General features: G+C 66.0%; 9 protein-coding genes and 1 pseudogene. 3 read left to right on the forward strand and 7 right to left on the reverse strand.

Going from position 1 to position 12,659, the window contains the following annotated elements; genetic code table 11:
• Window positions 1-8 precede the first annotated feature (8 nt).
• Genes EZH22_RS12255 through EZH22_RS12270 form a run of 4 tightly spaced genes read right to left on the reverse strand, consistent with a single transcriptional unit; the run spans window position 9 to window position 5,062 of the window.
• Window positions 9-1,490, reverse strand: a complete 1,482-nt coding sequence (locus EZH22_RS12255; protein WP_203195881.1) for an FAD-dependent oxidoreductase — start codon at window positions 1,488-1,490, stop codon at window positions 9-11.
• Window positions 1,491-1,526: 36 nt separating this feature from the next.
• Window positions 1,527-2,735 (reverse strand): CaiB/BaiF CoA transferase family protein, encoded by a 1,209-nt coding sequence (locus EZH22_RS12260; RefSeq protein WP_203195882.1) that lies wholly within the window; start codon window positions 2,733-2,735, stop codon window positions 1,527-1,529.
• A complete protein-coding gene (locus EZH22_RS12265; RefSeq protein ID WP_203195883.1) occupies window positions 2,732-3,574 on the reverse strand; it encodes a citryl-CoA lyase in 843 nt (280 codons plus the stop codon). Before EZH22_RS12265 ends, EZH22_RS12260 begins: the two co-directional genes overlap by 4 nt.
• 9 nt (window positions 3,575-3,583) lie before the next feature.
• The gene (locus tag EZH22_RS12270; RefSeq protein ID WP_203195884.1) at window positions 3,584-5,062 is read right to left on the reverse strand and encodes an aldehyde dehydrogenase; all 1,479 of its coding nucleotides are present in this window, start codon (window positions 5,060-5,062) and stop codon (window positions 3,584-3,586) included.
• A 116-nt stretch (window positions 5,063-5,178) separates the two neighbouring features.
• Between EZH22_RS12270 and EZH22_RS12275 the strand changes: the two genes are divergently transcribed.
• Window positions 5,179-5,898 carry an IclR family transcriptional regulator gene (locus tag EZH22_RS12275; RefSeq protein WP_203195885.1) on the forward strand — a complete coding sequence of 240 codons (720 nt, stop codon included), beginning with the start codon at window positions 5,179-5,181 and terminating at the stop codon, window positions 5,896-5,898.
• A 394-nt stretch (window positions 5,899-6,292) separates the two neighbouring features.
• Here the strand turns inward: EZH22_RS12275 and EZH22_RS12280 are convergent, their stop codons facing one another.
• From EZH22_RS12280 to EZH22_RS12290, 3 genes are all read right to left on the reverse strand, one after another.
• Window positions 6,293-7,558 carry an MFS transporter gene (locus EZH22_RS12280; RefSeq protein WP_203195886.1) on the reverse strand — a complete coding sequence of 422 codons (1,266 nt, stop codon included), beginning with the start codon at window positions 7,556-7,558 and terminating at the stop codon, window positions 6,293-6,295.
• Between the two features lie 279 nt (window positions 7,559-7,837).
• Window positions 7,838-8,137, reverse strand: coding sequence for a nickel-binding protein (locus tag EZH22_RS12285; RefSeq protein WP_203195887.1), 300 nt, complete (start codon window positions 8,135-8,137; stop codon window positions 7,838-7,840).
• 155 nt (window positions 8,138-8,292) lie between these two features.
• Window positions 8,293-10,245 carry a winged helix-turn-helix domain-containing protein gene (locus EZH22_RS12290; protein ID WP_203195888.1) on the reverse strand — a complete coding sequence of 651 codons (1,953 nt, stop codon included), beginning with the start codon at window positions 10,243-10,245 and terminating at the stop codon, window positions 8,293-8,295.
• 17 nt (window positions 10,246-10,262) lie between these two features.
• Between EZH22_RS12290 and EZH22_RS12295 the strand changes: the two genes are divergently transcribed.
• The gene (locus EZH22_RS12295) at window positions 10,263-11,762 is read left to right on the forward strand and encodes a pyridoxal-phosphate dependent enzyme (protein WP_203195889.1); all 1,500 of its coding nucleotides are present in this window, start codon (window positions 10,263-10,265) and stop codon (window positions 11,760-11,762) included.
• A gap of 247 nt (window positions 11,763-12,009) precedes the next feature.
• Window positions 12,010-12,636 (forward strand): annotated as a pseudogene (locus EZH22_RS12300) (tyrosine-type recombinase/integrase).
• The last annotated feature ends 23 nt before the right edge of the window (window positions 12,637-12,659 follow it).

Here is a 12,659-nt window from a genome sequence, read left to right on the forward strand (position 1 = left end):
TATCTGGTTCAGAGCGCCGCCTTCAGGCGTGGGGCGAGGTTCGCGGCCGCGTGCAGGCCCGCAAGGCGACCGAACACGGCGCCACGCAGCACGGAGGTCGAGCCCGTATAGACTTGGTGATAAAGACCCACCGTCTCGCCGGCGGCGTAGAGGCCGGGGATGACCTTGCCATCGCCATCCAGCACCTGCGCCGAGGCGTTCACCTTCACGCCGCCGAAGGTGAAGCAGGCGGTGGAGATGATGGGATAGGCGCGGAACGGCGACGTCTCGATCCGCCGGCACCAGTGCGATTTGCGGGGCTCGAGGCCCGTGGTCGCCCGGTGGTCGATGGCGAAGGGGGTGAAGTCGCCGCTGTCGTCAGGACAGGCGGCATTGAAGGCGGCGATGGTGCTGAGGGTCTCGGCCGGCAGCCCCAGCTTTTCCACCAGCGCCTCCAGCGTGGGCGCCTCCACTGCCGGAATATCCGAGCGAATGGAGGTGCGCCAGCGCGGGATGTCCTCCACCTTGGCGTCGAAGATGACCCAGGAGATGCCGCCCGGCTGGTCGGCGATGGCCCTGCCGATATTGTCGTAGTGGGCATCCACCGTGCCGGGTGCCTCGTCGAGGAAGCGCCGTCCGTCGCGGTTCACGAGCACGCCATAGGGATAGATGAACACCACCGCCTCGGCCTGGAGCGAGCGGGGATCCACCGGCTCGGCATGGTAGGAGCCGAACTCGCCGGCGGGCGCGGCGCCGGCCTCCAGCATCATGCGGATGCCCTCGCCGCGATTGTAGTAGCCGCCGCGGGCCACGGGGCGGATGTTGGCGGCCTTCTGGCCGATGTAGCGCGTCATCATCTCCGGGTTGCCCTGGAAGCCGCCCGAGGCGAACACGGTGGCGCCCGCGCGGATCTCCTCCCGCCGCCCGTCCGGACCGGTGACGGCGACACCCGCGATGCGTCCGTCGTCATCGCGCAGCAGGGCGGTGGCGGTGGTACGGAAGCGCACCTCGGCGCCGAGCCGCTTTGCCTCGGCCATGAGCCGCTCGATGAGCGCGAGCCCGCCGCCCTGCGCGGCGATGCGCGTGGTGTTCTGGGTGAGGAGATAGATGGGCTGGGGGCCGAACTTCAGGCCGAAGCCCTTCAGCCAGGCAATGGTCGGCGGCACCTCGGCGGCAAAGGTGGAGATGACCTCGGGGTCCGGGAAGGGATGGGCCTTCACCACCGCCGGCCAGTCCGCATAGGGGCGCGCCACTTCGGTCAGGACGTTGGGATCGAGATTGGGGCCGGCATTGGTGGCGAAATGCTCCTCGAAATCGTCGGAGATCTCGCTGTCGTTCTTCATGCGCATGTAGGCTTCGGTCCAGCGCGTGTTGCCGCCGAACTCCTCTTCCGGCGCGCGCTCGAGCAGCGTCACAGAAAGTCCGCCTTCCAGAGCTGACACGGCCGCGCTGAGCCCGGCGATGCCGCAGCCCACCACGAGCAGGTCCGGGCCTTTTGCTGTCACTGGCATGTTCTCCTCCCGGAGTTTCGTTGTCGTTGGTGTGCTTCAGCGGGGCGCTGCGCTGCTCATGGCCACCACGCCTTCCCGCGCCAGCGCGGCGATGGTGTCCGGCGCATAGCCGAGAGCTTCGAGAACGTCGGCCGTATCGGCTCCCACCTCCGGCGGGTCGCTGCGCAGCGAGAGGTCCGCCTCGCCCATGTGGATGGGCAGGCGCGGCAGGCGCGTCTCCACGCCATTCGGCAGGCGCGTCGGCATCAGTCCGCCGGTGGCGGCGAGGTGGGGATCGTGGAAAAGATCCTCTGGCCGGGCGATGGGCGCGAAGGGAATGCGGGCCTTCTCGCAGAGCGCCACCGCCTCGTCCTGTGTCAGCGACCCGAACAGGCAGGAGAAGCAGGGCAGGATGCGTCCGCGCGCCGCGACGCGGCCGTTGTTGGTGGCCAGGCTGGCGTCGGTAAGCATGTCCTGCCAGCCGACCAGCGCGCAGAAGCGCTGCCAATGCCCGTCGGTGGTGATGCCGACGAACATCTGCCGCCCATCCTTGAGAGCGAACGGCTCGTAGACAGCCCAGGCCGAGACGCGCTCGGGCATGGGAGGGATGGGCTCATTGGTCTGCGCCGCGTAGGCGAGGTGCTGGCCCATGAGGAAGACGGTGGTCTCGAACAGCGCCGCCTCCACCACCTGCCCCTCACCGGTCGCCTCGCGCTCGCGCAGCGCGGCGAGGATGGCGATGACAGCGAACATGCCGCCGGCGATGTCCACCACCGATGTCCCCGCCCGCAGAGGCCGTCCACTGGGCCCGGTCATGTAGGCGAGGCCGGACATCATCTGCACCACCTCGTCGAGGGCGAGGCGATGGGCATAGGGGCCGTCGAGGAACCCCTTGAGCCTGGCATAGACGAGCCGGGGGTTGAGGCCGGTGGCGGCCTCCGAATCGAGCCCCAGACGGCCCATGGTGCCGGGGGCGAAGTTCTCCACCAGCACGTCGGCGCCCTTGATGAGGCGGCGGGCGATCTCGCGGCCCGCATCGCTCTTCAGATCCACCGCCAGGGAGCGCTTGTTGCGGTTGAAATAGCCGAAATAGCCCATGCCGAAGCCCTGGAGCTGGCGGGTGGGGTCGCCGCCCGGAGCCGGCTCGATCTTCAGCACGTCGGCGCCGAGATCGGCGAGGATCATGGCGCAGGATGGGCCCATGACCGTATGCCCGAAGTCGAGCACGCGGATGCCGGCGAGGGGCAGGTGCTTCTCACGGATCATGGCGTGGTTCCTCCCGCCGTGGTGGTCGTGCGGGGGAGCGCGCGCGGGGCCGCGCCGTCGTAGGCGTATGGCACCGCAGGCGGCATCGGCCCCTTGATGCGGCCGCCCTGCGCCTTCTGCTCCATGGCGTGGGCGAGGATGCCCACCGAGCGGGAGAGGATGAACAGCCCGCGGCCCTCCTCCGGCGCGAAGCCGAGCTCGGACAGGACCACGGCGGTCGCACCGTCGATATTCATGGGCAGGCGCTTGCCCCTGGCCGTCGCGAGCGCATCCTCCACCGCGCGGCCGATGGCGGCGAAACGGCCCGTGACAGCGCCCCGCGCCACCGCGCCGTCCACCAGCGCGAGCAGCCGCCCCGCCCGCGGGTCCACCGGATGGAAGCGGTGGCCGAAGCCCGGCACATGCTCGCGCCGCAGCAGGCGGGCGCCGATCTCAGCACCGGCGGCGGCATCGAGGGCGATGCCGTGTCCGGCCCGGCCATCGACGGCGGCATACAGCTCCATGCATTGCTGGCCGGCGCCGCCATGGACATCGCCCAGCGCATTCACGGCCGATGCCATGGCGTTGTTCACCCCGACGCCGCAGGTCATGGCCATGCGTGCGATGGCGATGGAAGGCGCCTGTGGACCGTGATCTACCGCTGCCACCAGCACCGCACCGAGCAGCGCCGCTTGATCGGCGCTCGGCAGGTCGCCGCGCAGCATCAGCCAGATCATCTCCGGAAAGGAGACAGCGCCGATGAGGTCCTCGATGGCATAGCCCCGCACGCGGATGGTGCCGGGCGCGATGTCGATGATGGCGGTGCGCCACCACTGGCCGGGATCGGGAGAGGGTGTCACGGCGCTCTCTCAGCCCAGGATGAAGGGGTTGGAGCGGTTGGGCCGGGTGGTGATCCACACGCTCTTGGTCTGCAGATATTCCTTGATCGCCTCCACGCCGCCCTCGCGGCCAAGGCCGGAGCGCTTGTAGCCGCCGAAGGGGGTGGCGAAGCTGGTGGAGCGATAGTTGTTCACCCAAACCGTGCCCGCCTTCAGGCGGTCGACGCACCACAGGGCGCGATGCAGGTCCTTGGTCCACACGCCGGCAGCGAGGCCGAAGGGCACGTCGTTGGCGATGGCCAGCGCCTCGTCCTCGTCCTTGAATTTCAGGACGCAGACCACGGGGCCGAACACCTCCTGCTGGGCGATGCGCATGTCGTTGCGCACGCCGGTGAAGATGGTGGGCGCCACGAACTGCCCCTGGCCGTAGCCCGGGCCGGACAGGGCATGGCCGCCGAGCGCGAGGGTGGCGCCGTCCTCCTTGCCCATCTCGATCATGCGCAGGATCTTCTCGAACTGGGCGCGGGTGGCGATGGGGCCGACCTGCGTCTCCATGAGCGCGGGATCGCCGATCTTCGCGTCCTTCACCACCTCGATCAGGCGGGCGAGGAAGGCGTCGTGGATGCTCTCCTGCAGCAGCAGGCGAGAGCCCGCCATGCAGGTCTGGCCGGAGGCGCCGAACACGCCGGCCACCGCCCCCTTCACCGCCTGCTCCAGGTCGGCATCGTCGAACACGATGTTGGGGGACTTGCCGCCGAGTTCCAGCGTCACCTTCTTGAGGCCCGGCGCCGCCGCCTCATTCACCTTCTGCCCGCCGATGTCGCCACCGGTGAAGGCCACCTTGGCGGTGAGCGGGTGGCGGACCAGGGGCTCGCCCACATCGGGGCCGAAGCCGGTCACAACATTCACGACGCCCTTCGGAAAGCCCGCCTGCTCAGCCAGCTTCGCCAGCTCCAGCAGCGAGGCGGAGGTGTATTCCGAGGGCTTGATGACGATGGTGTTTCCCGCAGCCAGAGCGGGCGCCATCTTCCATGTGGTGAGCGCGAGGGGAGAATTCCACGGCGTGATGGCCACAACCACGCCCAGCGGCTCGAGCTTCGTATAGTTGAAGACGTCTGCCTTGTTGATCGGCACCACGTCGCCGCCGACCTTGTCGGCGAGCCCCGCATAATAGTGGAACCACTGCGCCACGTTGCGGACCTGGCCCGCGACCTCGGCCATGAGCTTGCCGTTGTCGCGCTGCTCGATCTTGCCGAGCAGGTCCACATTCTCCTCGATCAGGCCGGCGAGCTTGCGCAGCAGCGCGCCGCGCTGGGTGGCGGTGAGCGAGGACCATTCCGGCGAGAGGAAGGCGCGGTGGGCGGCCTCGATGGCGCGGTCGGCATCGGCGGCGGTGCCGCGGGGGATCAGCGCCCACGGCTCTCCCGAGAAGGGCTCGCTGGTCTCGAACCACACGCTCGACGCCGGATCGCACCACGTGCCGTCGATAAAGAGCTGGTAGCGCTCCACTCTTGCCTCCCCAAAATTCTGCTAGACAGAACTAGTTTCTTTCTGATAGAACTATCCTCACGGATCAGGCGTGTCAACCGCCGCGGAGGCGTGCGTAAGCGTGAACGGGAGGCGGGATGTCTTCAGACGTGGAGAAGGACGCGAAGTCCGCGGGCGGGGTGGAGGCGGTGGACCGCGCCTTCCGCATCCTCGGGGCGTTCCGGGATGGCGACACGGCCCTCAGCCTGCACGAGCTGTCCGAGCGGACGGGCTTTTACAAGAGCACCATCCTGCGCCTTGCCGTCTCGCTGGAGCGCGCCGGATGCCTGGTGCGGATGCCGGACAAGACCTACGCGCTGGGCTTCGAGGTGATGCGGCTCGGCAGCCTCTACCAGCGCAGTTTCAGGCTCGACCGGCACGTCCGTCCCATCCTGCGCGAGCTGGTGCGGGAGACCGGGGAGAGCGCCTCGTTCTTCCATCGCGACGGGCCGGTGCGGGTCTGCCTGTTCCGGGAAGATTCCAATCAGCCCATCCGCGACCATATCCGCGAGGGCGACGTGCTTGCCCTCGACAAGGGGGCCGCTGGGCATGTGCTGACGGCCTTCTCGCGCACCCGGGATGTGGCGGAGCGGCGGACGCTGCTCGCGAATTTGCCCTTGGTGTCCCAAGGAGAGCGGGACACGGAAACAGCCGCCATCTCAGTGCCGGTTTTTTCCGGCGGCATCGCCCTTGCGGGCGCGCTGACTATCTCCGGCCCGCGCACCCGCTTCACCCCGTCTCAGATCGCCATCATGTCCCCCGTGCTCGTGGCGGCCGGCCAGGAACTCACGGCCATTCTCGGCGGGTTATGGCGTTAGGGGACCTCCTGTCGCGTTGACGCGAAAAGGACTGTCCAGCTCTACTCAAACAGGCGACTTTTCCGCCATCTGCCGGACGGCATCCTCGAAGAACAGCATGACCTTTCTCGACTAGGTCGTGTAGATCGCGCGTGGCGGTCGGACGCGAGGTACCCGTGATCGCGATGTAGTTCTCCGCACTCAGGCCGCACTTGAACCCGGGTCCGGACAAGGAATCAAACTGGCTTCCCGCTGTCGACGACGCATTCATTCCGATGTTCCGACTTTACTGGCCGAAGGAGAATCCGCCGTCCGTGCTCGATGGCACATTGGGAGGGACTGAATCGCGGGAAGCACCCTTAAAGCGGCCGAGGTGCTCAAACACGCCAAATCTTCATGATGGTCTCTGTTAGAGTCACGTCGCAGGTGCGCCAGTTGATTCATGCTTGCCCGCCGGCCTCATAGCAATCGCGGCCGAGTTCTTCGTTGCTGCGAATGCGCCTATAACCGCGAGGTTCAGCATGCCTGAGAGGCCCGCCAATAGGAACGAGGGCGTGTAGCTGCGCGACAAGTCGAAGAGCACCCCTCCTGCATAGCCGCCCAGCGCCATTCCCGCCCACGCGACCATCATCACGGCACCGATGGCTCCGCCAAAGCGGCAGGCTGGCACTGCCTGGCGCACGCAAAGCGACAGAGAGGTCATGTTGCCCGCGAAACCGAATCCGAAAAGGGCGGAGAGAGCCATAAACGACAGGCTGTCTCCGAGCGCCGGAAATGCCATCACGCAAGCGGTCTGGATGGTCGACGCCAGGGCATAGACCTTCAAAGGGCCGATCCGATCGGCGATCAAACCACAGCACACGCGACCGACCGCGCCGGCAATCATCGCCAGGACCAAGCTGTTGACGCCAACGCCGGGCGAGCCGCAGATCATGCCGATGAAGCTCGCCATGTGCACGACCGGCACGCCCATGCACGCGCAGCACAGGAATGCGGCGAACGCCAGCACCGCCACTGTGCCCCTCTCAGCCCTCGCCGTATCGAGAACACTAGCCACGTTAGCCGCGGGCGCCCGCGTTCCCTCCGGCCAGTTCAGCACAGGCAAGGCGAGGGCAAGTACAGCAAGAAGTGTGATGCCAGTTCCGACAAAGGCCCAGCGCCAACCGAATGCGTTGATGAGAAAACTGGCGAAGAAGGGAAGCAGGCCTTGCCCCAGTGCTCCACCGGCAGTGACCAATCCCATCACCAATCCGCGCCGTTCGGGGAACCATTCGCCGCTGGTCGAGAGGAGCGAGGAGTAGAGCACGGAGAAGCCGAAGCCGCCGTAGGCTGCATGAGCTACGTTGAATACGAGCAAGGACTGGAGGCTCGACATCGCCAGCAGCGAGCCCACCATTCCGGCGGCACCGATTGCGAACAGGATCCGGACGTCCATGCGGTCGGAAAGCCGGCCCCAGAACAGACCGCCGATGGCCATTCCGGCGGTGGACAAGGCATAGCCCAGGCTGGTGTCCGACCGCGACCACTGGAGGTCGGCTTCGATTGGACCCATGAAGACCGTGATCAGTCCCAAGCCGCCAAATCCCATAGCCATGGCGGCCGTGGCCGCAAGCACGACCAGGGCTCCGCGGCTGCTGCGGCCCGCCGGCAGGCGATGATGGAGGACGGGGTTGGTTGACACGGAGGCGATCCATTCGGTGTGCGTGTGTACGCAAGGGGATTGAGATCCATCAATTTCAAGATCGCCGCCCCTCGACCTGACGCACGCGGGTTTTCTGACGACGCTTGGAATGGGAAGCAGCGGCGTGCTGTCTGAAACGGGATGGCAGTGGAGGACCGCGCGTCCGATGAGGGGACCCTTCGTCCAAACCGGAAGACCCGGACGTGCCAGGCCCCCTCTGCGAGGTTCTCCCGCCGGTTTGGCTCACGGTGGCTGCATCGGCCGCGCGGTGCGTGGGTTTCACACCATCTCGGCTTCGACCGGGTCTGGCCGCACGACGACGGTGGTCGCGACCGGGTAGAATTCCTCGCCCGGCATACCGACGCGGCGGGCATGCTCTCGGATGGCGTCACCATCCCTAGCTTCATAGATGCAAAAGGTGCCGATGCGGCCGTCGGGCTCGTTCACCACATAGCTGCGGATCCAGCGAACGCGGTCGGGCATCTCTTCGTTGCCGATCCTGGCGGACTTGGCGCCGGCCAGTTCCAGTTCGGCGAGCGACGCCCAGGCGCTCGGCCGGCGGATGACATAAAGTTGCATTGCATAGTTCCCTCTGAACGGCCGAGCATCACCCGAGCCGAACACTGTGGCCGCGCACCATGCGTGACGACGTGGAAACTATGGGAGGTGGGCGCTGATCGTCCTTACCGGCGACTGATCTTACGATGATCATCTACGTCGGCGACGGTTTACCCTTACGCGGTCACTCCGGGCGGCTGCAGCCTGGAATCCAGCCTCGGTTGCAGATCCGCGGCCAACTTCTGAAGCCGCCGGGAGCCTATGCGGGTGGCGATGCGCTCTGCTGCGGCGATCTCGATCTGCGCAGCGGCGCTGTTTCCGGCCTCGACCAAGAGACGAGCCAGTTCCAGCCGGACGCGCGCTGCGTGGTACTCGATCCCGGCGCTGGTCCAGAGCTGTCTGGCGAGCATCAGGAACGGTGTTGCCTCCGTGTCGCTCGCGAGCAGATGGCGTGTCTCGTTGATCAAGGCATGCACTGCCGGCTGCGTCCAGCGCGCGGATTGCATCTTCAACTCGTCCAGGGTGTTGGCGGCGATATCGCGATGGCCGCCCATGGCAGCGATGCGTGCCTTGTGCGCCAAGAGAAGCCCGCGCCGTTGAACATGGTACCAGCTAGCGCCCTCAAGCACGCTGTCCAGAGCCGCCAACGCCATCTCCACCTTGCCCGTTTCGGCAAGCAGCACCGCGCTTCCCGGCTCAGCGTCCCAACCTGCAGCATATGCAGCGGCGTAGTCCTTTCGCGCCCCGTCCAAATCACCAATCATAGCGCGGACGTCGCCGCGCACCCGATAACCATCGCCGATGGACCAGGATTCCTCCTCGGATAACTTCGGCAAAGCCTGGTCGATGGCCACAAGCGCGCCGCTGAGGTCACGCTGCGCTCCAAGGATCTCGGCGCGGTGCAGGTCGCAGGTCCCTGGAACAACTGCATAACTTGCGGCGCACCAACTGTCGAAACCCTCACTCCATTGCCGGGCGCGTGACCAGTCGGGATAGGTGCGGCAACTCCACAGGATGTTGCAGTAGACAAGGCTGCCCAAGACCGGATCCACGTTGCTCGACAGGGCGATGGCCGCGGCGTGATTCTGCTGGTCGACGCCTTTCTCGATGTGCCCAAGCGAAATATTGTAGAAGCCCATATAGACTAGAGTGAGGGCGATTAGCCCTGAATCGCCGCACTGAACAGCGGCGCGATGGGACTGCTGCGCCAGATCGAGCGCCTCCGCCGCATTCCCGGCGAAGATGACCTGCCGCGCCTTCATCCATAGCAAGTAGGCGCTTGTGCGCGGATCGTCGGCATCGCCGAGAAGCGCTTCGGCCCGTGCCATCCACCCCGAAGCTGCGGCCGGTGCCGAGCGCTCGAGTTCGAGCTTGGCGATCGTCACGGCTACTCTTGCGGCCAGCTCGGGCTTTCCCTCTGCGACATGTGCAGCGAGGGCGCAGGTCAGGACCGGTATCGCCGCGGCGGGGCGGCCCTGGCATTCCACGGCCAGTGCCCAAATTTCAATATCGGCCGCACAGAGCTGCCCCTCCGCGTCGAGCCTTTCGAAGACCATCGCAGCCCCGTGCCAGTCCTTCGCCCGTGCCAGCTCCAGCGCCCGGGCGCGACGGGGCTCGCTCGCATCGAAGCTCGGGACAGCGGCCCCAAGACTTGGCTCATCAATCGCGAAGCGATAGCCATGCCTGACGTAGCTGCGGATCGCATGTTCGAGCCCGCCCGCAGCGAGCGCTGCGCGGGCAAGGCTGACAGCACGCTGCAGCGAGGCTTCCGTGACGGTCAGGTTTGGCCAAAGGTTGTCCATCAACTCGTCCTTGGGCACCACGCGACCAGCGTTCCGGACGAGGTAGACCAGCAGGTCGAAGACGCGGGGCTGCATCTTCTGGGTAGCTCCCCGCAAGGTGAGGGAACGGGCCCCTTCATCCAGCTCGAAGAATCCAAAGCGGTGCAGCATCACGAATGGTCTCTGCAGAGGCCGAAAAACAACAAATGATAAGGGAACGATCAGCCACTGATAAGGACCCGTGCCAGGGTGCATCGCTAATTTCCAGCCAGCGAGGCCGGACGGCGGATGGAAGGCGCACGGACCGGCGCTGAGGCCCGCTCCTAGCCGGCCAAACAAAATCTTCATCCAGAAAGGATCGTGCGATGTCCAAAATCTATACCTCCATCCTCGATACGATCGGCAACACGCCTGTCGTCCGCCTGGCGCGACTTTCCCCGCCTGACATGGAGCTTTATGCCAAGCTCGAGGCGTTCAATCCCTTGGGTTCGGTCAAGGACCGGCTGGCCCTGGGTGTCATCGAGGCCGCCGAGCGCGACGGCAGATTGAAGCCCGGCCAGACCGTGATCGAGGCGACGAGCGGCAACACCGGGATCGGGCTTGCGATGGTCTGCGCGCGCAAGGGCTATCCTCTGGTTATCGTGATGGCGGAGAGCTTCTCGGTCGAGCGCCGAAAGTTGATGCGGTTCCTGGGCGCGCGGGTCGTGTTGACGCCCGCTGCCGAGAAGGGCACGGGCATGGTCGAGAAGGCATGCGAGCTCGCGGCGAAGCACGGATGGTTCTGGACCCGTCAATTCGAAAACCAGGCCAACGCCGACATTCACAGCCGCACGACCGCACGTGAAATCCTGGCGGCTTTCGGAGGGACGGGACCCGACTATTTCGTGACCGGCGCGGGGACCGGGGGCACGCTCAAGGGCATTGCGCGGGTGCTGCGGGCCGAGAGTGCGGCCACGCGGATCGTCGTCTCGGAGCCCGAAAATACGCCGATGCTGGCAAGCGGATTGAGGCAGCGCTGCAAGGCTGATGGCACCCCGGCCGAGAGCCATCCGCTGTTCCGCCCGCATCCCATGCAGGGATGGGCTCCCGACTTCATCCCGCAACTCACCGCGGACGCCCTCGACACCGGCCTGATCGATGCCATCCAACCCGTCGGCGGCGCAGAATCCCTGCGCCTCGCCCGCGAGCTTGCGCGGCAGGAAGGCATCTTCTGCGGCATCACCGGCGGCGCGACGCTGGCAGCGGCGCTCGAAGTCGCGAAGACGGCGCAAAAGGGCTCCCGCATCCTGTTCATGGTGCCCGATACGGGCGAGCGCTACCTGTCGACACCGCTCTTCGATGCGATCGAACAGGAGATGGACGCCGTCGAGAGGGAAATTTCGAATTCGACGCCGTCGTGCCGTTTCAGCGCCCCCGCATCGCAACCTGCGGCGGCAGCGGCGGCCGCAAGCGAACCGCCTCCGGATGGCGCCCGCCACTTCGTGCGACAGGCGATCAACGATCCGGAACAGCCCGTCGTGATGTTCGCGCTGGAATGGTGCGAATTCTGCTGGGCGGTGCGCCGGTTCCTCCGGGACCTGGGCCTTCCGTTCCGGTCGGTTGATCTCGATTCGGTGGCGATGCAGGCTGACGGAATAGGCGGCGATATCCGCAAGGTGCTGCATACCCTTACCGGCCAGCGCACCATTCCGCAGATATTCATCGGCGGCGCACATATCGGCGGCGCGGTTGACCTCCTTGACCTTCACGACCGCGGAGAGCTCATGACGTTTCTTGGCAAGGCCGGCATTCAGCCTGCCGGCGACCTGGCGCTCACAGCGCGGAGCTATTTGCCGAGATGGCTGGCCGCGAGATCCGTCGCATGAAGCCAGAGGCGTCTCGTCACCCCGAGGGGCCCCCAACGGGCGCGCGCTTGGTGCTGATCCGCTACTTTTGAACGGGTGCAGTGGAGGACCGCGCATCCGGGTGAGAGGGCAGCTCCCTCCATCGAATGTCGGCAATTTGCGGAGAGGTCAGAGTCCGCAACTGGCGCGGGGGCGGGCTTCAATCTGTTCCCGATTCCCGATCATGGCGTTAGCTTACAGCGGGGCTGCTCCTCGCAAGGAGGGCGCCATGCACATCAATCAAGAAACCCTGTCCCAGCGCGAACCGTGGAATGCCGGCCGAATCGTCGGTGCAAAGCCTCCGCTGAAAGCCAAGCACATTTGGGCGCTGCGCACCCGGTTGCAGATCGGCAATCGCGTGCGCGATCTCACGATGTTCAATCTCGCAATCGATAGCAAGCTACGCGGTTGCGATCTCGTTGCATTGAAAGTCGGTGATGTCTTCTCCGGCAGCAGTGTCCGCTCGAGGTCAGTCGTCATCCAGCACAAGACCGGGCAGCCAGTCCCCTTTGAGATCACCGAGCCGACCAAGGACGCGCTTGCAGCTTGGCTCGCGATCCGGCGCGCAAAGGGCAGCGACTGGCTTTGGCCAAGCCGCAGCCATAGTGGAGGGCACGTCACTACGAGGCAGTAGGAGCGCCTCGTCGACCAATGGGTCACCTTGATCGGCCTCAATCCAGCCGGCTACGGGACACACAGCCTGCGGCGAACAAAGGTCTCCATCCTTTACAAGCGGACCGGAAACCTCCGCGCCTGCCAGCTCCTGCTGGGCCATACCAAGCTCAAGAGCACCGTGCGCTATCTCGGCATCGAGGTCGACGACGCCTTGAGCCTGTCAAAGCAGACCGAGATCTGAGACTTGTAGTCGACAGATCCAAG

The sequence above is a fragment of the Xanthobacter dioxanivorans genome, from assembly GCF_016807805.1.
In the GTDB taxonomy this organism is placed as follows: Bacteria; Pseudomonadota; Alphaproteobacteria; order Rhizobiales; family Xanthobacteraceae; genus Xanthobacter; species Xanthobacter dioxanivorans.

What these genes read in the sequence shown, in the direction of transcription:
- EZH22_RS12295 (WP_203195889.1), top strand. Translation starts at nt 10,263, where the DNA reads ATGTCCAAAATCTATACCTCCATCCTCGATACGATCGGCAACACGCCT.
- EZH22_RS12255 (WP_203195881.1), bottom strand. Translation starts at nt 1,490, where the DNA reads ATGCCAGTGACAGCAAAAGGCCCGGACCTGCTCGTGGTGGGCTGCGGC.
- EZH22_RS12290 (WP_203195888.1), bottom strand. Translation starts at nt 10,245, where the DNA reads ATGAAGATTTTGTTTGGCCGGCTAGGAGCGGGCCTCAGCGCCGGTCCG.
- EZH22_RS12275 (WP_203195885.1), top strand. Translation starts at nt 5,179, where the DNA reads ATGTCTTCAGACGTGGAGAAGGACGCGAAGTCCGCGGGCGGGGTGGAG.
- EZH22_RS12260 (WP_203195882.1), bottom strand. Translation starts at nt 2,735, where the DNA reads ATGATCCGTGAGAAGCACCTGCCCCTCGCCGGCATCCGCGTGCTCGAC.
- EZH22_RS12285 (WP_203195887.1), bottom strand. Translation starts at nt 8,137, where the DNA reads ATGCAACTTTATGTCATCCGCCGGCCGAGCGCCTGGGCGTCGCTCGCC.